Below are 23147 nucleotides of genomic sequence, written 5' to 3' on the forward strand. Positions count from 1 at the left end.
ATAGAATGTATGATACAATTTAAAAAACGAAAATAGTCCTGATGTGTTCGTCGTATAACCTATTGTTTTGACCGAACAATAAGTTATACGGGAGCCCGGGGTTTCCAAGCGGCGTACATGCCTTTGACGAGGGAGGAAGTGCAAACCTTGGAACAGGGCACCCACCTGCTTGGAGCGGGTTCAAAACGAAGGCATCGACGGCACGATTGGGACTTATACGTTAGTTTATTGTTATATATCGTTTGAAAAACTTCCCTATGTAAAGGTAACTCTTTACATAGGGATTTCTTTTGTTTTACCAAAAATTTAGATTGAAATTTAGGGGATTGTTATTGTAGGATAAAAAGCGTTATGGAAGCAATATTTATGTGACGGGGGATATACATGTTACACCAATTTTCGCGGAATGAATTAGCAATAGGAAAAGAAGGGTTGGAAAAATTAAAAAACGCAACGGTTGCCGTTCTTGGCGTCGGCGGAGTCGGTTCCTTTGCTGTTGAGGCGTTGGCGCGTTCCGGCATCGGGCGCCTTGTTCTTGTAGATCGGGATAATGTTGATATTACAAATATAAACCGGCAAATTCATGCGCTCCTTTCCACCATTGGTCGTCCGAAAGTGGAATTAATGAAAGAACGAATTGCTGATATCAATCCAGAATGTGAAGTCATCGCTTTGCAAATGTTTTATACAGAAGAAACATATGAGCAATTTTTTAGCTATGATCTTGATTTTGTTATTGATGCTTCCGATACGATCATATATAAAGTCCATTTAATGAAAGAATGTTTAAAACGCAATATCCCGATTATTTCGAGCATGGGCGCTGCCAACAAAATGGATCCGACACGTTTCCGCATCGCAGATATTTCGAAAACCCATACGGATCCGATCGCGAAGGTGATTCGCGCAAAATTGCGTAAAGAAGGGATTCGGCGCGGTATTCCAGTTGTGTTTTCCGATGAAAAGCCAATTATTATTCGCGAAGATGTCCGTAAAGTGGTAGGGAATGATCAATCTCCAATTCGCAAAGCGCAAATGCCGCCATCTTCGAATGCATTTGTTCCATCGGTAGCAGGACTTATTATGGCTTCATACGTTGTACGTGAACTATTGAAAGATATTAAAATTTATCGGGTTGGAGAAGAATAAAAACGTCGCAGAAAACATTCTGCGACGTTTTTATCAGGATTGGGCGATGTGTTCTAGATTTCCGTTTTTATCCATTCGGAAAATATGGGCTGGCTGTACACCGTATTCTTCATCTACGATCAGTTTGCGAGCGCGTTCCATAATTTTTACTAATGCCTCGTAATCTTCTTTAATATTGGATTGTTGTTCTTCAAGACGCTCCAATTTTTTTTGCAGTTCCTCGTTGCGCGTCCGCAATTGCGCATTTTCATTATTTAACCGTTTGTTTTCCATCTGGATCGTTTCGGAACGCTCATAATCGGATTTTAATGTCTGTAAAAAAGCAATGCATTGTTCGAGCGTAATGGCAGGTGCTGTAAGAAAAGCGGATGTTTCTTGTTGGAAAGAGACAAAATTGGTAGAAAACGGATGTGCTTTATTTTCTGATCGCTGCATTTTTTTCGCTTGTTCTAATGCTCGCTTACGTTCTTTTCGCTGTTTTTTTGCTAATTCAATTGCTTCCACGTATCGCTTTCGTACTTCAGCGTTCCAGCGAAATCCGCATGCTGCCGCTGTCCGATTCAGTCGGTCTCCAACTTCTTCAAACGCAGCAAGTTGCGTTCCCCCTTCACGAATATACCGCAATACCGTTTCCGCCAATATAACATCTTCTTCATGTGTCCAAGCATCTTGTCGTGTTTTCATTTCGCTACACCCCGCAAATAGATTTAGATAGATTATAGTCTTTCCTCTTATTAGCAAATTTAAACTTTATATTTTTTTTACATTTCATCCAATTGAAAGTTTATAAGGAATCTTTTATAATTGATCTGCATTATTACGACTGGTCGGTTGGAATATGTTCTGAATGATTGGTCGTAAAATCAATGAAAGAGAGGGAAAAAGATGAATTTTTTAACAAAGTTTAGCTTAAAAAATGCTGCTGCCGTATTTATTATTTCTTTTTTGCTTATTATTGGGGGGATATATTCTTTTTCCTCTTTGAAGGTAGATTTGCTTCCAAACATTGAGTTTCCGCAGCTATCGATTGAAATCGTTTATCCAGGCGCATCGCCGCAAGATATTAACGATCAAGTGACTTCCAAGCTGGAGGAAAAACTGAAGTCCATTGAGGGGCTAAAGCAGATGCAAAGCTCTTCGTATGAGAGCATTGCCATTATTAATCTTGAATTTCCGTTTCATACGGATATGGATGAAGTGGAACGCCAAGTAGATACATTAATCAAAGACGCAAAGCTTCCAGAAAATGTTCAAACGAAAATAAATCGTTTTTCGTTTGGGACTCTCCCTATTTTTAATATTTCCTTATTTGCCAAAAAAGATGTGGACTTGCAAAAAATATTAGAAAGCGAAGTAATTCCTGAGTTAAATAAAATTAACGGGATTAATTCCGTGTCTGTCGGAGGAATGAAGGAAGAGGTCGTACGAATTACTGTCGATAAACAAAAAGCACTGCAGGCGGGTTTAACGCTGTCGCAAATTAAAGATCAAATTAACGAAAAATACATTTCTTTTCCCGCTGGCAGCGTCCATACCGATGCTTTGCAAATTCCTATTCGTGTGCAGGAAAAGCTGGAAACGGTGAAAGAACTCGAAAATATGACGCTGACATCGCCGCTCGTACAATCAGCGCCTGATGCGCCACAAATCAAACCAGCGATCAAGTTAAAGGACATCGCAACAATCGAAACAGTCGCCGATCGGTCGGAGTTCACCCGTTACAATTTAAAAGAATCATTGTCAATGGCGGTTACGAAAAAGCAAGACGCCAATACGGTGGAAGTGGCGGACAAAGTGATTCATGTGCTTGATTCGTATAAGGACAAATTCGATTACACGATTGGCTTTGATTCCGCGGAAGGAATTAAAAAATCGGTCGAATCGCTTGTCCGTGAAGGATTGTTAGGAGCGCTGTTTGCATCTATCTCTGTGCTTGTGTTTTTGCGCAACGTTCGCGCGACGATTATCGCCATTGTATCGATTCCACTTTCATTATTAGCCGCTTCCATTTTCTTAAATCGGATGGATATTTCCTTAAATGTCATGACGCTTGGCGGAATGGCGGTAGCGGTAGGGCGTGTGGTCGATGACAGCATCGTTGTGATTGAAAATATTTTCCGCCGCGTCCGCAAAGCGAAAACTGGGATATCGGATGAACTGATTGAAGATTCGACAAAAGAAATATTAAAAGCGATTGCTTCATCGACGATTACGACCGTTGTTGTCTTTTTGCCGCTCGGTTTTGTCGGCGGAATTACGGGTGAGTTTTTCTTGCCGTTTGCGTTAACGATTGTGTTCGCCCTGTTAATGTCTTTAATCGTTGCCGTTACGATCGTACCAATTTTGGCGAAATTTTCGTTCAAAAAAGTTCCGCCAGAAGAAAAAGAAGGAATGTTGCAGCGTGTCTACGGGAAAATCATTGCATGGTCATTGAACCGCAAGACGATGATCTTGGTGCTATCCGTTGTGTTGCTTGGAGGTTCATTTGCGCTTGTGCCGGCATTGGGATTTACCTTCTTGCCGAATGAAGAGCAGAAGACGCTTGTCGCAAGCATTGAACTTCCGTCTTCTACATCGCTCGAAAAAACGAACGATGTATCATTAAAAATTGAAAACATGTTTGACGAGCAAAAAGAAATTAAGGACGTGACCGCAGCGATTGGTAGCCGTGATTTTCGTACGGGATTAAAGCGACAAAACCAAGCAAACTATTTTATCAACTTAAAAGATAATGTCCCAGTTGCATCATTTATGAAAAAGCTTGAAAAAAACATGGAACAAATCGTGAAAACGGAAGCGCCGGGGACGAAATTCGATGTGCGTGAAATGGATAGCGGCGGACCGCCGTCAAATAACAATATTGATATTGATTTGTACTCTACGAATTTAACTTCGCTGCAAAAGGCGGCAAAACAAGTAGAAACATATTTAAATCAACGCAAAGATTTGAAATATGTAACGAACAATTTCTCTGAAAAGCAAAAGCAAATCATTATCGATATTGATCCGGAAAAAGCAGCGGCGTACGGAGTTTCCGGTTTTCAAATAATGGGAACGATCGCTGATGCAACGAAATCGGTGGAAGTTGGGGAATTAAAACTAAACGGAACAGAGCGGACGGTTCAATTATCGTATAATCAGAATCTTGATTCCGTAGACGAACTAAAGAATACGGTAATCTTTACGAAACGAGGATTTGTTCCCGTCTCTGAACTAGCGTCCGTCAAAGAAGTGGATACGTATACAGCAATTCAAAAATTGGACGGGAAAGTGTTTGCCCGCGTATCAGCGCAAATTGTTGGCGACAACATTCAAAAGGTCACGAACGATGTGATCCGCCATGTGAAAAACGATCTTGACTTACCGAATGATGTTTCGCTAGAAGGCGGAGGCGGCAGCGACGAGACGGTGCAAACATTTCAAGAGCTTGGCATGGCCATGCTGATCGCCATCGGTCTTGTGTATATTACGATGCTCGTCACGTTTGGGAAAGCGCGCATTCCGTTTATCATTCTGTCATCGCTTATTTTCGTGCCAATTGGCTCGCTTCTTGGTCTATATATCACAAAAGAGCCGCTGTCTATCAGCGTTATGATTGGATTATTAATGTTAATTGGAATCGTAACGACGAACGCCATTGTCCTTGTCGATCGGATTGGACAAAACCGTGAACAAAAAGGAATGGCAGTTCGCGAAGCGATTATTGAAGCCGGAAAAACGCGTTTGCGCCCGATTTTAATGACGGCGTTTGCGACAGTGACTGCTCTTATCCCATTGGCGCTGACTAAGGAGTCTGGAACATTGATTTCCAAAGGATTGGCGATTACCGTCATCGGCGGTCTCACCTCTTCGACCTTGTTAACGTTGATTCTCATTCCGGTTATGTATGAGTTATTCTTTATTCGCCAAGCGAAAGCGGAACGAATAAAACAGTGAACAAAGGATGGCTCGTTTTGTTGAGCCGTCCTTTCCTTATGTGTGTTTCGTTTTTTTTTCACGAGGAAATCCATTATAATAACATTAATGATAAATAAGGAAGGAGAAAACATTGAATAGAAAAGAAGAAATTATTCAAGCGGCAATGAAATTATTTGCGCAAAAGGGATATCATGCCACGTCGATGCAGGAAATTGCCGAACAGTGCGGAATGGCGAAAGGCTCGATTTATAATTATTTTAAATCAAAAGAAGAAATCGCTGTTTCTATTTTTCGTTATCACTATGATGTCTTATTTCAAAAAATTAGTGATATCGCTCGTGATGAAACATTATCAGCGCGGGAAAAGTTTGAAAAGCAGCTATTGATTCAAATAGAAGAATTTTATCGCCATAAAGAACTCGTGCAGATGCATATGGGAGAACAAGCGGTGAAAGTCAATGATGAAATTCGTCAACTTGTTTTTCTTATTCGAGCGAAAATGCTTAATTGGTATCGACAAGCAATCGAAGAAATATACGGAGAAAAAGTACGCAACTTTTCACTAGACTGCGCGACGATGTTAAACGGGATGCTGAAAGAATATTTGTTTTACATAGCGATTGACGGAAAAGAGCTTCATCTGTCGAAGACGGCGCCGTTTTTACTTCGACGAATGGACGCAATTGTAGCGAGTATGTCAGAAAGAGAAGAGCCTTTGTTAACGATAGAAGTCATGCACGATTATCTTTGTGTCGAACAAACCAATAAACAACGAAAACGGCAGCAAATTATCGATTGCATTCACCAAATGATCGAAACGTTACAGAGAAACGGCGGGGTGGAAGAGGATGTTGGCCGCTCGCTAGAGACGTTAAAGCAAGAGTTTAGTGAGGCGGACGAAGCGAGAAAATTTATTGTTGAAGCGTTATTGCTTTATTTGGAGCGACGGCAGGTGCCGTTATGGGAAGAATTAAAAACCGCCATCGATCACTATTTTGCCCCATAAAAGTTCTCTGTACGCAACAGGGAACTTTTGTTATGGTGATTGTTTTCATCAAGTTGAAGCGAAGAAATCTTCATCTCCTGCTTGGACCGAAGTGAGCGGGGATGAGTCATGGGGATTTATGCTGTTAGAGAGGGATGCCACATGTTGTTTACTTCAGAACCGCTTTCTGTTCGGATGAGACCGCGGAACATTGACGAGATTGTCGGGCAACAACATATTATTGGCCCGCATACCGCATTATATAAAATGATTAAAAATGGGCACGTTCCTTCGCTGCTTTTATATGGTGAGCCGGGGGTGGGAAAAACATCGTTGGCGCATGCGATTGCTGGAACCGTTCAGCGTGATTTTTTCGCGGTTAATGCTACGACTTCCGGAAAAAAAGAAATGGAAGAAGTAGTGGAAACGGCGAAACTGACGGGAAACGTTATTTTATTTATTGATGAAATTCACCGTTTTAACAAGGCGCAGCAAGATTATTTGCTTCCCCACATCGAGCAAGGGCTGATTACGCTCATCGGCGCAACAACGGAAAATCCGTTTCATGAAGTGAATCCAGCCATCCGAAGCCGCTGCGGGCAAATAAAACAGTTAAAGCGGCTTGAGCCTGCCGATATTCTTATGCTTTTACAGCGAGCTTTACATGATCGTGACAGAGGATTAGGAAAACTTTCGATAGACATGGAGGAACGATTGCTATCCATGATTGCGGAATCGTCCGGTGGGGATGCCCGTTTAGCATTGAATCTGTTAGAAGCAATTGTATATGCCTCAAAGGAGAACGACGGTCAAATTCGTGTTGCTGAACAAACGGTAAGAGAATTTGTGGAAAATCGAGGATTTACCCATGATAAGAAAGGGGATACGTATTATTCGCTTTTATCCGCGTTTCAAAAAAGTGTTCGCGGCAGTGACGTGGACGCGGCGCTACATTATTTAGCTCGTTTACTGGAAGGAGGAGATTTAGCAGCTGTTTGCCGGCGGCTTCTTGTTATTGCGTACGAAGATATCGGGCTGGCGAATCCGATGATGGGAGTGAAAGTACAAGCGGCGATTGAAGCGGTTGAACGATTAGGGCTTCCTGAAGCGAGAATTCCACTTGCTGTGGTTACGATCGAGTTATGTTTAAGCGCGAAATCGAATTCTGCCTATAAGGCGCTTGATGCCGCGATTGATGATGTGCGCAATGGAAAAATCGGAGATATTCCTGATCATTTAAAAGATGCTCATTATAAGGGGGCAAGCGTGCTGGGACATGGAAAAGGGTATCAATATCCGCATGATTATCCAAATGGATGGGTTTTTCAACAATATTTGCCAAATGAATTGGCAGGAGTGAAATATTACTCACCGAAGGAAAACGGAGAGGAAAAATATTATGCGAAAGTGTATGAACGGTTAGAACAGTTAAAACAACGAAATAAATTCCGGCAATGAAGGAAACGAAATTTTATGATATAATGACAATCGATTTGCTTACTTTATTGTATGATGGGGTGAGAATATGGCCCATTCTCATCGCGAATATGCATCTATTTTCCGATGGGCAATTTATTTTATCGGGCTATTGATTATGTCGTTCGGCATCGTATTAACAATTAAAGCGAATGTCGGATGCGCGCCGTGGGATGTACTGCATATCGGATTATATCGGAATTTTGGATTGACGATTGGAACGTGGTCGATTATTGTCGGCCTTGTGATTTTAACGATTTCCGCTTTACTTTTAAAACAACTTCCGAGAATTGGCGCTTTTCTTAATATGATTTTCGTCGGTATATTTATTGATTTGTATATGATGATTCCGTATTTACAAGTCCCAAATACATTGATCGGCAAGTTCGTTATGCTGCTTGTTGGGATTGTTATTACGGGTTATGGAATGGGAATATATATTTCAGCTAATATAGGAGCAGGCCCGCGTGACAGCTTAATGCTTGCGTTGACGGAATTAACAGGGTGGAAAGTGCAATATATACGGATTGCGATGGAAGTATTTGTTCTTTTTGTTGGCTGGATTTTAGGCGGACCTGTATCGATTGGAACATTGATATTTTGCATTATGATTGGGTCTGTAGCCGGCGTTGCTTTGCCGCAATGCCGGCGTATGGCAGAATGGATATTAGTAAGACGAGTCGATGCAAGAACACATGGTTTATAAATCGTTAGGGGGAGTAAGATGAAGATTTCAACAAAAGGTAGATATGGATTAACAATTATGATTGAACTAGCAAAAAAGTATGGAGATCGCCCAATTTCGTTACGTTCCATTGCAAAGGCGAACAATTTATCCGAACATTATCTTGAACAGCTTGTTACACCGCTGAGGAATGCCGGGCTTGTCAAAAGTATCCGCGGAGCATATGGAGGATACGTACTTGCAGATCATCCGGCTAAAATTACTGCCGGGGACGTTATTCGTGTATTAGAAGGGCCAATTACCCCTGTGGAAGAGATAGATGAGGAAGAACCGGCAAAACGCGAATTATGGATTCGCATTCGTAATGCCGTAGAGGAAGTGTTGGACAACACGACATTGGAAGATTTAGCGAAATATAGTGAAGGTGATGAGGGAGCATACATGTTTTATATTTAAAGTTGAAAGGAGAATGATCATTGGACCGAATTTATTTGGATCATGCCGCTACCTCTCCTGTTCATCCAGATGTAGTGGAGCGCATGATTCCGTTTATGACCGAAGTGTTTGGAAATCCGTCAAGCATTCATTATTTCGGAAGACAAAGCCGTCAGGCGGTCGATGAAGCAAGAGCTGTAGTAGCAAAAAGCATCGGTGCGAAAGAGTCAGAAATCATTTTCACAAGCGGGGGAACGGAAGCGGATAATATTGCGCTCATCGGAACGGCGATGGCGAATCGTCATCGAGGACGCCATATTATTACAACGATGATTGAGCATCATGCTGTATTGCGCGCATGTGAATACTTAGAAAAACAAGGGTTTGAAGTAACTTATCTCCCTGTTGATGAAAAAGGAAACGTTTCATTAGCGGATGTAAAAGCAGCGCTCCGTGATGATACGATTCTTGTTTCCATCATGTTTGCCAACAATGAAGTAGGCGTGCTGCAGCCTATTCGCGAGATTGGCGAATTGTTAAAAGATCATCAAGCTTACTTTCATACAGACGCGGTGCAATCGTATGGACTCGTTCCGATTGATGTGAACGATTATCATATTGATTTGTTGTCTGTTTCTTCCCATAAAATAAATGGCCCTAAAGGAATTGGCGCTTTATATGCTCGGAAAACGGTAAAACTGTCCCCGCTTTTTTATGGCGGAGAACAAGAACGGAAGCGCCGCGCTGGAACGGAAAATGTAGCCGGCATCGTTGGATTTGCTAAAGCGGTGGAAATTGCTCAAGAGACAATGCTCCATAAGCAACAGGAGTACCGTTTGATGAGAGAGGCGATGCTGTCTATTTTTGCGGAGTCAGGCATTTCCTATTATGTTAACGGTAATCAAGATCACTGCTTGCCGCATATCGTCAATGTCGCGTTTCCTGGAACGAACGTGGAATCCATGCTTGTCAATCTTGATTTGGCGGGGATAGCAGCTTCGAGCGGTTCTGCATGCACCGCTGGTTCGATTGATCCATCGCACGTGCTTGTGGCGATGTTTGGCAAAGAATCGGAGCGCATTCATTCTTCCGTTCGCTTTAGTTTTGGTTTAGGCAATACGAAAGAACAAATTGAACGTGCGGCATCGGAAACAGTAAAAATTGTGAAGAGATTAACAAATAAGTAGAGAAGGTGGTGAATAAAATGAACAAAGCCCCAAAAGATACGCGCGTTGTCGTCGGGATGTCAGGCGGCGTTGATTCATCGGTAGCGGCGTTGCTTTTAAAACAACAAGGATACGATGTCATCGGGATTTTTATGAAAAACTGGGATGACACAGATGAAAACGGTGTTTGCACAGCGACAGAAGATTATGAAGATGTTGTGCGCGTCTGCAATCAAATTGGAATCCCGTATTACGCCGTTAATTTTGAAAAACAATATTGGGATAAAGTATTTACGTATTTTTTGGATGAATATAAAGCTGGGCGCACTCCGAATCCTGATGTCATGTGCAACAAAGAAATTAAGTTCAAAGCATTTTTAGAACATGCGCTATCGATCGGCGCTGACTACGTAGCGACCGGGCATTACGCGCGAGTGGAGTATCGCGACGGCGAATATAAAATGTTGCGCGGTGCTGACCAAAATAAAGATCAAACATATTTTTTGAACCAATTAGGACAGTCGGTACTATCGAAAGTGATGTTTCCGATCGGGCATCTCGAAAAAGCGCAAGTGCGGCAAATTGCTAAAGATGCTGGGCTTGTCACAGCGACAAAAAAAGACAGCACGGGAATTTGCTTTATCGGCGAACGCGATTTTAAAGAGTTTTTAAGCAATTATTTACCGGCGAAGCCAGGTATTATGCAAACACTGGACGGTGAAGTGAAAGGAAAGCATGACGGAGTGATGTATTATACGATCGGGCAGCGTCATGGTCTTGGCATTGGCGGAAGCGGCGAGCCATGGTTTGTCATTGGCAAAAATGTAAAAGAAAATATTTTGTACGTTGCACAAGGATTCAACAATGAATATTTATATTCGACTTCGCTCATTGCGACAAATGTTAACTGGGTATCGGACCGCAAACCGACAACATCATTCCAATGCACGGCAAAATTCCGTTATCGCCAGCCAGATATAGGTGTTACTGTTCATATTATCGACGATGACAAAGTAGAGGTCGTCTTTGATGAACCGGTTCGCGCTGTTACACCGGGACAAGCTGTTGTATTTTACAATGGCGAAGAATGCCTCGGCGGCGGAACGATTGACGAAGTATTCCGCAATGGAGAAAAACTTTGGTATGTTGCCTAGACAAACGAAAGGCGGTTTGTGCAGCTAAGAAAGCTGCGGACGAAAAAAATAGAAGCAATCCAAACAGCCAAGAAAAGCCTCAACTCTATTGTGGGTTGGGGTTTTTCTATAAATTGATAGAAAATTACGAACATATGTGCTATAATCCTTATAAGGAGTGAACGGAAAATGGAAGATAAAAATCAAATAGGAATTTCCCATATGCAAAAAGGAAACTATGAAGAAGCGATAAAATGCTTTCATGATGCAATTGAGGAAAATCCGGATGATCCGATTGGCTACATTAATTTTGGAACAGTGTTAGCCAGTGCTGGAGAAGAGGAAAAAGCGCTCCATTTTTTCAAAAAAGCGATTGAGCTCGACAACAACGCGGCGACGGCATATTACGGAATGGGATCTGTATATTACAAGCGTCAACAATTTGCGCAGGCGAAGGATATGTTTGAACAAGCTATTCAAAAGGGATTAAACGACGGAGACGCCTTTTTTATGCTTGGAATGTCATTGATGCATTTAGAGGCACCGCGTCTTGCCCTTCCGTATTTACAGAGAGCGGTGGAGTTGAACGAACAAGATACCGAGGCGATATTTCAGCTTGGGCTATGTCTTGCGCAACTCGAATTTGTTGATGAAGCGATGAATTATTTTCAGAAAACGATTCAGTTAGATAGCAGGCATGCAGATGCGTATTATAATTTAGGTGTTATATATGCTTATAAAGATGATAAAAAGACAGCGCTGGAAATGTTTACGACCGCCCTTCAGATTCAGCCGGATCATCTGTTGGCGGGATATGGGAAAAAGATGATGGAAAAAGCATTAGGAAATAAAGGGTAGGGGATTCCATTGCAACAGCAAGAATCGTTTGTTTTAGGGGAAACATCGTTTATTAAAGGGTCATATATTTCTACGATTTTTCATAATGAAGCCAATTTATATTCCGTCGTTCGCGTTCGAGTGGTGGAAACGAACGAAGCATATGATGAACAAGAAGTTGTTGTAACTGGATATTTCCCCAAAATGAATGAGCATGATACGTATATTTTTTATGGAAAATTTCATGACCACCCAAAGTTCGGTCGGCAATATGTTGTGGAACATTTTCGAAAACAATTCCCAAACACAAAAGATGGAATCATTCATTACTTATCAAGCGATTTGTTTAAAGGAATTGGGAAAAAAACGGCAAAAGCGATCGTCGAAGCGCTCGGCGAAAACGCTATTTCGAAAATTTTAGCGGATCCTAGCGTATTGGACGATGTTCCGAAATTGTCAAAACAAAAAGCAAAAGAGTTGTATGATACGTTGCGTGCCCATGAAGGGTTAGAACAAACGATGATTGCTCTTTCTCAATTTGGCTTTGGTCCGCAATTGTCGATGAAAATTTATCAAGTATATCAAGATGAAACTCTTTCTGTTATTCAGCAAAATCCGTACCAGCTTGTCGAAGATGTGGAAGGGATCGGATTTGGCCGCGCCGACGAATTAGGATACCGGCTTGGCATTTCCGGCAGCCATCCTGCGCGCATTCGTGCTGCTTGTCTGTTTGTGTTAGAACGGGATTGCCTTCAAGAAGGGCATGTTTATGTGACGAAAGAACAGCTTATGACAAGCGCGAAACAGCTTTTGGAGTCGAAACGAAGCGAAGCGATCAGTGAGGAAGCCATCGAACAAATGCTGTTAATGCTTGCGGAGGAAGGAAAGTTAATCAATGAAGAGGAAAAATTTTATATTCCATCACTTTATTTTGCTGAAAAAGGAATCGTGACCAACGTAAAACGTCTTTTGCAACAAACAGAAGCAGTGATGACGTTTCCAGAATCGGAATTTTTATTAGCGCTCGGAAGGCTGGAGGAACGTTTATCGGTTCAATATGCACCCTTGCAAAAAGAAGCCATTCGACAAGCGCTTTCTTCCCCGTTATTTATTTTGACGGGAGGTCCTGGCACAGGAAAAACAACGGTGATTAAAGGAATCGTAGAAATTTTCGCTGATTTGCACGGTCTTTCTCTCGATCCGAAAGATTACACGAAAGATCACCCATTTCCGATTTTGCTTGCCGCGCCGACAGGAAGGGCGGCAAAAAGAATGAGCGAAGCGACGGGATTGCCTGCTGTTACGATTCATCGTTTGCTTGGCTGGAATGGCGCGGAAGGCTTTACACATGATGAGGATGAGCCGATTCGCGGGAAGCTCTTAATTGTTGACGAAATGTCCATGGTCGATACGTGGCTGGCCAATCAGCTATTTAAGTCGATTCCGGACGGCATGCAAGTGATTCTCGTCGGCGACGAAGATCAGTTGCCATCCGTTGGACCTGGACAAGTGTTAAAGGATTTATTACAAGCGGGTGTCATCCCTACCATTCGGCTAACAGAAGTATATCGGCAAGCGGAAGGTTCATCGATTATTGAATTGGCGCACCAAATGAAAAATGGTGTCATCCCCCCGGATTTAACAGCACAAAAGGCGGATCGCTCATTCATTCGCTGTCAGACAGGGCAAATTGCTGAAGTCGTTCGGCAAATTGCTGATAATGCGCGAAGAAAAGGCTTTGCAGTAAAAGATATTCAAGTGCTTGCGCCAATGTATCGCGGTCCTGCCGGAATTGACCGCCTTAATCAAGTGTTGCAAGATTTGTTTAATCCAAAATCAGAGAAAAAGCGGGAACTTTCTGTCGGCGATGTAGTGTATCGGGTTGGCGATAAGGTGCTGCAGCTTGTCAATCAGCCTGATGACAATGTATTTAATGGTGATATCGGTGAAATTGTCGCCATTTTTTACGCAAAAGAAAATACGGAAAAACAAGATTTAGTCGTTGTTTCTTTTGATGGCATTGAGGTAACGTATTCGCGGCAAGATTTGTCGCAAATTACACATGCGTATTGTTGTTCCATTCATAAATCGCAAGGAAGCGAATTTCCAATTGTCATTTTGCCGGTTGTAAAAAGCTATTATCGCATGTTAAAGAGAAATTTATTATATACTGCGGTGACAAGAAGCAAACAGTTTTTAATTTTATGTGGGGAAGAAGAAGCGTTTAAGTTAGGTGTTGCCCGCAGTGATGATGGTTCTCGACAAACAACGTTAACGGAAAAGTTGCAAAGATCTCTTGCACCGATTACAGAAGGAGAACTGCCGATGGAGGATGCGAACATCGGAATGGAAAACGTTTCACCGTATGATTTTATGAATGACTAGCCAAGCTAAACATGTCTGGAAAGGTGGAGAGATCTTTGCGGACATTTTCACATCTAAAGGGTCTTCCCGTATATGAACAAAAAACAGGAAACACTGTTGGAAAAATAAGTGATATTTGTTTTACCAATATGGGAAAAGTTCAAGGATTTATCGTGGAAAGCAAAGGATGGTTTGCGCGCCATCGATATCTTCCACTTGACGGCATCCAAGCGATCGGAGCGGATGGAGTTGTCGTTTATGATGCTGCGCTTTTACAATCGTTCTCCTCTTTCCAAAATGGCTACTCTCTTTACGGCGAGCGGGGAATTGCCGGAAAACCGGTGATTACCGCGGATGGGAAAAAACTCGGATTATTAGAAGATGTATATTTTCATGGGCAATTGGGCATAATCGGAGGATATGAGATCACAGACGGTTTTTTTGCCGATTTGACGGAAGGAAAAAGGCGAGTAGACGCTGTCCCTTTTACGGTAGGGGAAGAAGCGGTTATTGTAAACACGACCATGTAAGGAGAGTGGCTGTTTGTGCTCATTTGCCCAAATTGTAAAAGTAAAAATTTAGGGAAAATTGGTGTCAACCAATATTATTGTTGGGATTGCTTTATCGAGCTTTCTGTTTCGAAGGGAATTATTCATGCTCATCAAGTCGAGGAAGACGGAACGTTAAGCTCGCTAGATGACTTGTTTGATGAACATGAGCGCACGATCCAATTTTAGGAGGGAACGAGCATGAATCGCACAATGACCTCTCTGTTAACGTTAGGATTAGGAGTTGCTGCTTACCAATTTGCACAACGCAACGGTTTGATGAACAATCGTGCTATGAAAAAAATGCGCCGCCGTGTGGCGAAAGCGATTCGTTAGCAAAAATTGCAAGGTGCCGATTCCTGCTATTTTATACGGGAGTCGGCGCTTTTTTGTATAATTCCGTTTTCTGCACCCACACTAACAATAGGGGGGGTTGCCATGGGAGAGAAGCAATGGCTGTCCATCATTCGTGTTGGCAAATGGTTGTTTGTTACGATCATTATTTATTTAGTTGTTCGCATGAAAGAAGTATGGTTGCCGGTTGTTGATTTATTCGCTACTGCACTCATTCCGTTTTTTATTGCTGCATTTATTACGTATTTATTGCATCCATTGGTGGAATACATTCATGAAAAAGGCATTCCGCGCTGGGCGGCTATTTTGTTCATTTATTTTCTTTTTTTTGGTGGGATTGGGTATGGGCTTTATAAAGGAATTCCGCTGTTTATTCAACAGCTAAAAGATTTAAGCGAAAGTTTGCCGGCATTGATAGAGACATATCGGAACTGGACAAAACAAATTCATAATCAAACATCGGCATGGCCAATAGAAATTCATACAAGAATTGAAGCAATGCTTATACAGCTGGAACAAACAGCAGCGAATGCGTTAACAATGGTGATCAATGGCGCAAAAGAGATTGTAAATTCCGCGATGTTGTTTTTGCTCATTCCATTTATTGTTTTTTACATGCTCAAAGATATCGATCAATTGAAAAAAGCAGTATGGTACATTACTCCAAAACGATGGCGCGAACCAGGGATCGCGTTTTTAAAAGATGTAGATGAATCCCTTGGCAACTATATACGCGGACAATTGTTCGTAGGATTAGTAATTGGAGGTGTTGCCGCATTTCTTTTATGGATTGCTGGTATGGATTATCCGCTTTTACTTGGGTTTATTATTGGGACAACGAATATTATTCCATATTTTGGACCAGTGATTGGGGCGATTCCCGCCGTGATTTTGGCAGCTACCGTTTCGCCAAAAATGGTGCTTATTGTCGCTGTTATTATTTTTCTTCTTCAATTTTTAGAAGGAAACATTTTATCGCCGCTCATCGTCGGAAAAAGTTTGCATATGCATCCACTCGTGATTATGTTTGCTTTATTTTTTGGCGGAGAAATCGCAGGAGTGCTTGGTCTTATTGTTGCTGTTCCGCTTCTTGCCGTATTAAAAGTGGCACTTCTTCATTGGAAAGAACATTATCAACCACATTGACAAATAAATGCAGCTTGTCTATAATCTTCAATGAAAAAGCGAATACATAACGCGATGACGGATCGAGTATGTTACAGTCCATCTTAAAGCGCGTGCTCGCGCACAGAGAGGAATTTCCGCGGCTGAAAGAAATTCCAGATGAAGGGTAACAGAACGCTAATCCGGAGCGCAGGCAAAACCTGACGTAATAGCCACGTTACGGCATTTGAGGTGATGAAACGGCTTGCCGTTCATAAACAGGGTGGTACCGCGAGCGTAACTCTCGTCCCTGAAGGGGATGAGAGTTTTTTATATTCAAGTTCAATACGGCGAAGAAAGGGAGGATCATGATGAAAAAACTTACTTCCGCACAAGTAAGGAAAATGTTTTTAGATTTTTTCAAAGAAAAAGGCCATGCGGTTGAACCGAGTGCGTCGCTCATTCCTGTCGATGATCCGTCATTGTTGTGGATTAACAGCGGTGTTGCTACATTAAAGAAATATTTTGACGGTCGCGTAGTTCCAGATAACCCGCGCATTTGTAACGCACAAAAGTCCATTCGTACAAACGACATTGAAAATGTCGGAAAAACGGCACGTCACCATACATTTTTCGAAATGCTCGGAAACTTTTCGATTGGCGATTATTTTAAACGAGAAGCGATTCATTGGGCGTGGGAATTTTTAACAAGTGAAAAATGGATTGGTTTTGATCCGGACCGATTGTCTGTAACGATTCATCCGGAAGACGATGAAGCATTTGAAATTTGGCATAAAGAAATCGGCCTTCCGGAAGAACGCATTATTCGCTTAGAAGGGAACTTCTGGGATATCGGGGAAGGCCCGAGCGGACCGAATACAGAAATTTTCTACGATCGCGGCGAAGAGTTTGGAAATGACCCAAACGATCCAGAGTTGTATCCAGGCGGGGAAAATGACCGCTATTTAGAAGTCTGGAACTTGGTATTTTCGCAATTCAACCATAACCCAGACGGCACGTATACACCGCTTCCGAAGAAAAATATTGATACAGGCATGGGACTAGAGCGGATGTGCTCGATTTTGCAGGGAGTGCCAACCAACTTTGAAACAGATTTATTTATGCCAATCATTCGCGCAACAGAACAAATTTCCGGGGAAAAATACGGTGTCGATAAGGAAAAAGACGTGGCGTTTAAAGTGATTGCCGACCATATTCGGGCGGTCACGTTTGCGATTGGCGATGGAGCGCTTCCATCTAATGAAGGTCGAGGATATGTATTGCGCCGCTTGTTGCGCCGCGCGGTTCGTTATGCAAAACAACTCCATATTGAACGTCCGTTTATGTATGAGTTGGTGCCAGTTGTTGGCGAAATTATGAATGACTTCTATCCAGAAGTAAAAGAAAAAGCGGCGTTTATCCAAAAAGTCATCAAAAATGAAGAAGAGCGTTTCCATGAAACGCTTCATGAAGGATTGGCGATTTTAGCAAACGTTATCCAAAAAGAAAAAGAGCGCGGAAGCAATATCATTTCCGGAGAAGATGTGTTCCGCCTTTATGATACTTACGGCTTTCCAGTTGAACTAACGGAAGAATACGCGCATGAAGAAGGAATGAAAGTCGACCATGACGGATTTGAACGGGAAATGGAACGTCAACGTGAGCGCGCTCGCGCTGCTCGCCAAGATGTTGATTCGATGCAAGTACAAGGCGGTGTGCTTGGCGATATCAAAACAGAAAGCGAGTTTGTCGGTTACGATCAGCTTCATGCGCAATCTACTGTCGCCGTTATCGTAAAAGACGGCCAGCTTGTCGATGAAGTGAAAGAAGGAGAAGAAGCGCAAATTATATTGGATGTAACCCCGTTCTATGCGGAAAGCGGCGGTCAAATCGCTGACCAGGGATGGATTGAAAATGAGACGACAAAAGCGTTTGTAAAAGATGTCCAAAAAGCGCCAAACGGGCAGCATCTGCATCATATCATTGTCGAAAAAGGAACGTTGAAAAAAGGAGAAACATATACAGCGCAAATCGATGAAGTGAAACGAGCGAACATTATTAAAAACCATACGGCGACCCATTTGTTGCATCAAGCGTTAAAAGACGTGCTCGGGCCACACGTCAACCAAGCAGGATCGCTAGTCGCCCCAGACCGCTTGCGCTTTGACTTCTCGCATTTTGGACAAGTAAAACCAGAGGAGTTAGAACGCATCGAAGCGATTGTCAATGAAAAAATTTGGCGCAGCATTCCTGTCGAGATTTTCTATAAGCCGCTTGCGGAAGCAAAAGCGATGGGTGCGATGGCTTTATTCGGCGAAAAATACGGGGATATCGTCCGTGTCGTGCAAGTAGGCGATTACAGTTTAGAGCTTTGCGGAGGCTGCCATGTACCAAACACTTCGGCAATCGGTTTGTTTAAAATCGTTTCTGAATCGGGTATTGGCGCAGGCACTCGCCGGATTGAAGCCGTGACAGGCGAAGCGGCGTATCGCTTCATGAATGAACAAATCACCTTGTTGCAAGAAGTCGCACAAAAATTAAAAACGAATCCGAAAGAGATTGTTAATCGCATTGATGCGTTAATGAACGAGATCCGCCAATTGCAGCGTGAAAATGAATCACTTGCGGCACGCCTCGGAAACATGGAAGCAGCCAACCTTGTAAACAAAGTGAAAGAGGTAAACGGAATTCCTGTGCTAGCAAGCAAAGTAAATGCCAATGACATGAATCATTTGCGCACAATGGTGGATGAACTAAAACAAAAATTAGGATCGGCGATTATCGTATTAGCGGCTGTACAAGGGGAAAAAGTAAACTTGATCGCCGGAATTACAAATGATTTAATTGAAAAGGGATATCATGCCGGAAAATTGATTAAAGAAGTTGCCGTTCGCTGCGGAGGTGGAGGCGGCGGCCGAGCTGACATGGCGCAGGCAGGCGGAAAGGACCCAAGCAAAGTCGGAGAAGCCTTGCAATATGTCGAACAATGGATAAAATCCGTTTGATAATTGGCAAAGATAGTGTACAATGGATGTAAGATAGGGAGATGCCAGAACGGAGAGAGGTGGAACGGTGAGCTCATTTGACCAAACCATGCAGTTTCATTTTTCTGAAGAGCCGGCCGAAACGAATATTCGTGAAGTGTTGTTAACGGTGTATGACGCTCTTCAAGAAAAAGGGTACAATCCAATTAACCAAATTGTCGGTTATTTACTATCTGGCGACCCTGCTTACATCCCTCGTCATAAAGATGCCCGGACGTTAATTCGAAAAGTGGAGCGCGATGAATTAATTGAAGAATTAGTGAAATTCTATTTACAAGGACAGCGAAAGGATTAACGTATGCGTGTATTAGGACTTGATTTAGGAACAAAGACGCTTGGGGTGGCCGTTAGCGATGAATTAGGCTGGACTGCGCAAGGCATTGAAACGATTTCGATTGACGAGGAACGCGGAGAATATGGATTAAAACGGCTCCGGGAAATTATTGATGAATACGAAGTCGATACGATCGTCGTTGGATTTCCAAAAAATATGAATGGTACAGTCGGACCGCGCGCAGAGGCGAGTCAGCGCTTTGCTAAATTATTAGAGAGCGAATTTTCGCTTCCTGTTATATTGTGGGACGAACGTTTATCCACAATGGTAGCGGAGCGGATGTTAATCGCCGCTGACGTCAGCCGGAAAAAACGAAAGCAAGTCATCGATAAAATGGCGGCTGTTGTTATTTTACAGTCATATCTTGACAGCAAACAGTAAATGGAGGAGAAAATATGGAACACGGAGATCGACATATTACTGTTGTCGACGAAAACGGCAACGAACAATTGTGTGAAATATTGTTTACGTTTGAATCAGAGGATTTTGGAAAATCTTATGTGTTTTATTATCCGGTAGGCGCAGAATTTGAAGATGAGGAAGAAACGGAAATTCATGTGTCGGCATTTATTCCAGGAGAGGGAGAGCAAGAAGGAGAATTGTTGCCGATTGAATCAGAAGAAGAATGGGAAATGATTGAAGAGGTATGGAATACGTTCTGCGCCGAACAAGATGAAGAATAAGAAAATACAAAGATGGCCGATGATAGATGGGCCATCTTTTTTTGTAGAAAAAAGCAGGAGGATAGCGAAAAATGTGAAAGTTTGTAGTATAATATCACGAGTGAAAGGAGGTTTTCCATGTATAATGACCAATTTTTTCAAAAAGATGCACAAATTGTACGAAAGATTGTGTTGATTGTTTGCATCGCTGTTTTTATCGCATGCATCGCTATAGCAGGAGGAAGCTATTTCTATATAAAATCAGCGTTACAACCCGTCGATCCGGATGACCGCACTCCTGTTCATATATCGATACCGATCGGCTCTTCTGTTAATGATATTGCCAATATGTTAGAAGAAAAACAGCTAATTAAAAGCTCATTGGTGTTTCGCTATTACGTGAAGTTGAAAAACCATGTTGGTTTTCAAGCGGGAGAATACCGATTAAATCGATCCATGTCGATGGAAGATATTATTGCCGTCTTAAAAACAGGAAAAGTAACAGAAAAAAAGGGGTTAAAGCTGACTATTCCGGAAGGGACGCAAATTACGCAAATTGCTGCTATTATTGCGGAGAAAACAGGGTATAAGAAAGAAGAAGTGCTTCGACAATTAAATGACCGCAAATATATCGAAAATCTTATTCAAAAATACCCGTCCATTTTATCCAAAGATATTTTAAATAAAAATATACGCTACCCACTAGAAGGTTATTTGTTTCCTGCTACTTATTTCTTTCATGAAAAAAAACCTTCTATTGCGGAGATTGTGGAAACGATGTTAAGAAAAACAGAAAAAGTATTAGCAAAGTATGAACGTGATAAGAAAGAAATGAACATGACGACACATCAGCTTTTAACGATGTCTTCCTTAATTGAAGAAGAAGCGACAGAAAAGGCAGATCGCGAAAAAATCGCGAGCGTGTTTTACAACCGTCTCCGCGCAGGCATGCCGTTGCAAACAGACCCTACTGTCTTATATGCGCTTGGTAAACATAAAGACCGCGTTTATTATAAAGATTTAGAAGTGAAATCTCCTTATAATACGTATATTTATAAAGGACTTCCTCCGGGACCGATTGCGAACGCTGGGGAAATGTCGATTCGAGCGGCACTGAAACCTGCGAAAACCGATTATTTGTATTTTCTTGCCACACCAGCAGGGGATGTCATTTTTACAAAGACATTGGAAGAACATAATCGCGAGAAAGAAAAATACATTGGAAAACAATAGAATGATATGTGAATCGCTGGAGCAGGAGCAAAAATATTTCGCATTTCGCATGTTTTATGGTAGTATATATAAAGTTATCAATCACCATCCTGTAATAAGAGTCCTTATGTGACTCTTATTTTTACGAGGAGGAACTCTTTTGATATTAAAAGAAGTAGCACATTATCTTGAACAGTTTATCCCTGAACGGGATGAACAAATAAAAGAGATAGAACGTTACGCCAAGCAGCATCATATTCCGATTATGGAGATTGCCGGAATTGAAACGATGCTGCAATTATTAAAAATTGCCAAGCCGAAGCGCATTTTAGAAATCGGCACTGCTATTGGCTATTCCGCCATTCGCATGGCAAAAGCGCTTCCTGATGCAAATATCGTGACCATTGAGCGGGATGAAGAGCGATATGAGCGCGCGCTTTTTTATATAAACAAAACGGGGACAAGTGAGCAAATTCGCGTGATTTTCGGCGATGCGCTGAACGTATACAATGATGTCGTGAAATATGCCCCGTTTGATGTCATATTTATTGACGCAGCGAAAGGGCAATATCAGCGTTTTTTTCAAATGTATGAGCCATTATTGCAAGAAAACGGCATGATCATTACGGATAATGTATTATTCAAAGGGCTTGTCGCAACCGAAAAGCCGGTTGAAAATAAACGGATTCGCCAGTTAGTGTCGAAAATTCGCCGCTACAACGAATGGCTTATCGGGCGGTCTGATTACGAAACAGTCATTCTTCCGATCGGCGATGGGATCGCCATATCACGAAAACGAGGTGAAAAGCAGTGAAAAAACCAGAATTATTAGTGACGCCGACGAGCGTTTCTCATATACATGATTTAGCCAATGCCGGCGCTGATGCGGTGATGATCGGCCAGCAGCGTTACGGTCTGCGCCTAGCGGGAGAATTTTCCCGTGCGGATGTGGCAGAGGCGGTGAAAATCGCCCGTCCATATGGCATGAAAGTATATGTTGCGATGAATGCGATTTTCCACAACGATAAAGTGGACGAACTTGGCGATTATATAAAGTTTCTCTCTGATACAGGCGTGGATGCGATTGTTTTTGGCGACCCGGCGGTTTTAATGACTGTACGTGAAGTGGCTCCTCATATGAAATTGCATTGGAATCCAGAAACGACAGCAACAAACTGGTATACGTGCAATTATTGGGGAAGGAAAGGAGCGAAGCGCGCTGTCCTCGCCCGGGAATTAAATATGGATGCGATTTTGGAAATTAAAGAGCACGCCGAAGTAGAAATTGAAGTGCAAGTGCACGGAATGACCTGCATGTATCAATCTAAACGCTCTTTAATTGGAAACTATTTCGAATATCAAGGAAAAGTAATGGAAATCGAACGAAAAAAATATGAAAAAGGCATGTTTTTGTACGATAAAGAACGCGATAGTAAATATCCGATTTTTGAAGATGAAAACGGCACGCATATTATGAGCCCGAACGATATTTGCATTATTGATGAGCTTAGTGAGATGGTGGATGCAGGCATCGACAGCTTCAAAATTGATGGAGTATTGCATCAGCCAGACTATATTACGGAAGTGACAAAGCTATATCGCCGCGCCATTGATTTATGTGCCGAAAATCGGAAGCAATACGAGGAAGAAAAGGATGAGCTGCTGGCGAAAATCGAAGCGATCCAGCCAAAACATCGCCCGTTGGATACCGGATTTTTCTTTAAAGAAACGGTTTACTAAT

The 23147-nt window shown here is 42.2% G+C and carries 22 protein-coding genes and 1 other RNA gene; 22 read left to right on the forward strand and 1 reads right to left on the reverse strand.

The genetic code is table 11. The annotated features are described in order from the left end of the window. The first annotated feature begins 32 nt into the window (after positions 1-32). Together ssrS and QSJ37_RS13800 are read left to right on the forward strand one after the other, a co-directional pair. Positions 33-217: non-coding RNA, 6S RNA (ssrS, locus tag QSJ37_RS13795), on the forward strand. Between the two features lie 167 nt (positions 218-384). Beyond that, complete coding sequence (locus tag QSJ37_RS13800; protein WP_285755663.1) at positions 385-1149, forward strand: tRNA threonylcarbamoyladenosine dehydratase; 765 nt, start codon at positions 385-387, stop codon at positions 1147-1149. A gap of 33 nt (positions 1150-1182) precedes the next feature. Here the strand turns inward: QSJ37_RS13800 and QSJ37_RS13805 are convergent, their stop codons facing one another. Then, the gene (locus QSJ37_RS13805) at positions 1183-1833 is read right to left on the reverse strand and encodes an RsfA family transcriptional regulator (protein WP_285755665.1); all 651 of its coding nucleotides are present in this window, start codon (positions 1831-1833) and stop codon (positions 1183-1185) included. Positions 1834-2034: 201 nt separating this feature from the next. Between QSJ37_RS13805 and QSJ37_RS13810 the strand changes: the two genes are divergently transcribed. The 20 genes from QSJ37_RS13810 to QSJ37_RS13905 all read left to right on the forward strand — a co-directional run bounded on the left by QSJ37_RS13810 (position 2035) and on the right by QSJ37_RS13905 (position 23146). Beyond that, positions 2035-5085 (forward strand): efflux RND transporter permease subunit, encoded by a 3051-nt coding sequence (locus QSJ37_RS13810; protein WP_285755667.1) that lies wholly within the window; start codon positions 2035-2037, stop codon positions 5083-5085. 112 nt (positions 5086-5197) lie between these two features. Then, complete coding sequence (locus tag QSJ37_RS13815; protein ID WP_285755668.1) at positions 5198-6073, forward strand: TetR/AcrR family transcriptional regulator; 876 nt, start codon at positions 5198-5200, stop codon at positions 6071-6073. Between the two features lie 141 nt (positions 6074-6214). Next, a complete protein-coding gene (locus QSJ37_RS13820) occupies positions 6215-7510 on the forward strand; it encodes a replication-associated recombination protein A (RefSeq protein WP_285755682.1) in 1296 nt (431 codons plus the stop codon). A gap of 67 nt (positions 7511-7577) precedes the next feature. After that, the gene (locus tag QSJ37_RS13825) at positions 7578-8234 is read left to right on the forward strand and encodes a YczE/YyaS/YitT family protein (protein WP_285755683.1); all 657 of its coding nucleotides are present in this window, start codon (positions 7578-7580) and stop codon (positions 8232-8234) included. An 18-nt stretch (positions 8235-8252) separates the two neighbouring features. Then, positions 8253-8669, forward strand: a complete 417-nt coding sequence (gene cymR / locus QSJ37_RS13830; RefSeq protein ID WP_285755685.1) for a cysteine metabolism transcriptional regulator CymR — start codon at positions 8253-8255, stop codon at positions 8667-8669. A 20-nt stretch (positions 8670-8689) separates the two neighbouring features. After that, positions 8690-9835 (forward strand): cysteine desulfurase family protein, encoded by a 1146-nt coding sequence (locus QSJ37_RS13835; RefSeq protein WP_285755686.1) that lies wholly within the window; start codon positions 8690-8692, stop codon positions 9833-9835. Positions 9836-9852: 17 nt separating this feature from the next. Continuing rightward, complete coding sequence (mnmA, locus tag QSJ37_RS13840; RefSeq protein ID WP_285755688.1) at positions 9853-10968, forward strand: tRNA 2-thiouridine(34) synthase MnmA; 1116 nt, start codon at positions 9853-9855, stop codon at positions 10966-10968. A 168-nt stretch (positions 10969-11136) separates the two neighbouring features. Further along, positions 11137-11805, forward strand: a complete 669-nt coding sequence (locus QSJ37_RS13845) for a tetratricopeptide repeat protein (RefSeq protein ID WP_285755689.1) — start codon at positions 11137-11139, stop codon at positions 11803-11805. Positions 11806-11814: 9 nt separating this feature from the next. Then, positions 11815-14169 carry an SF1B family DNA helicase RecD2 gene (gene recD2, locus QSJ37_RS13850; protein WP_285755690.1) on the forward strand — a complete coding sequence of 785 codons (2355 nt, stop codon included), beginning with the start codon at positions 11815-11817 and terminating at the stop codon, positions 14167-14169. Positions 14170-14204: 35 nt separating this feature from the next. Then, a complete protein-coding gene (locus QSJ37_RS13855) occupies positions 14205-14678 on the forward strand; it encodes a PRC-barrel domain-containing protein (protein WP_285755691.1) in 474 nt (157 codons plus the stop codon). A 15-nt stretch (positions 14679-14693) separates the two neighbouring features. After that, the gene (locus QSJ37_RS13860; protein ID WP_015864601.1) at positions 14694-14885 is read left to right on the forward strand and encodes a hypothetical protein; all 192 of its coding nucleotides are present in this window, start codon (positions 14694-14696) and stop codon (positions 14883-14885) included. 12 nt (positions 14886-14897) lie between these two features. Continuing rightward, positions 14898-15032 (forward strand): YrzQ family protein, encoded by a 135-nt coding sequence (locus tag QSJ37_RS13865; protein ID WP_285755696.1) that lies wholly within the window; start codon positions 14898-14900, stop codon positions 15030-15032. 102 nt (positions 15033-15134) lie between these two features. Then, positions 15135-16196 (forward strand): AI-2E family transporter, encoded by a 1062-nt coding sequence (locus QSJ37_RS13870; protein WP_285755697.1) that lies wholly within the window; start codon positions 15135-15137, stop codon positions 16194-16196. A 329-nt stretch (positions 16197-16525) separates the two neighbouring features. Next, a complete protein-coding gene (gene alaS, locus QSJ37_RS13875) occupies positions 16526-19159 on the forward strand; it encodes an alanine--tRNA ligase (RefSeq protein WP_285756141.1) in 2634 nt (877 codons plus the stop codon). 67 nt (positions 19160-19226) lie between these two features. Next, positions 19227-19493: an IreB family regulatory phosphoprotein gene (locus QSJ37_RS13880; protein WP_015864597.1), complete on the forward strand. Its 267-nt coding sequence runs from the start codon at positions 19227-19229 to the stop codon at positions 19491-19493. A 3-nt stretch (positions 19494-19496) separates the two neighbouring features. Beyond that, positions 19497-19913, forward strand: a complete 417-nt coding sequence (gene ruvX / locus QSJ37_RS13885; RefSeq protein ID WP_285755699.1) for a Holliday junction resolvase RuvX — start codon at positions 19497-19499, stop codon at positions 19911-19913. Positions 19914-19927: 14 nt separating this feature from the next. After that, positions 19928-20215 (forward strand): DUF1292 domain-containing protein, encoded by a 288-nt coding sequence (locus tag QSJ37_RS13890; RefSeq protein ID WP_015864595.1) that lies wholly within the window; start codon positions 19928-19930, stop codon positions 20213-20215. A gap of 117 nt (positions 20216-20332) precedes the next feature. After that, positions 20333-21427, forward strand: coding sequence for an endolytic transglycosylase MltG (gene mltG, locus QSJ37_RS13895; protein ID WP_285755700.1), 1095 nt, complete (start codon positions 20333-20335; stop codon positions 21425-21427). 139 nt (positions 21428-21566) lie between these two features. Beyond that, complete coding sequence (locus QSJ37_RS13900) at positions 21567-22220, forward strand: O-methyltransferase (RefSeq protein WP_285755701.1); 654 nt, start codon at positions 21567-21569, stop codon at positions 22218-22220. Next, positions 22217-23146 (forward strand): peptidase U32 family protein, encoded by a 930-nt coding sequence (locus tag QSJ37_RS13905; RefSeq protein ID WP_285755703.1) that lies wholly within the window; start codon positions 22217-22219, stop codon positions 23144-23146. Before QSJ37_RS13900 ends, QSJ37_RS13905 begins: the two co-directional genes overlap by 4 nt. Position 23147: the final 1 nt, after the last annotated feature.

Source organism: Parageobacillus sp. G301 (assembly GCF_030268025.1).
GTDB classification, from domain to species: domain Bacteria; phylum Bacillota; class Bacilli; order Bacillales; family Anoxybacillaceae; genus Parageobacillus_B; species Parageobacillus_B toebii.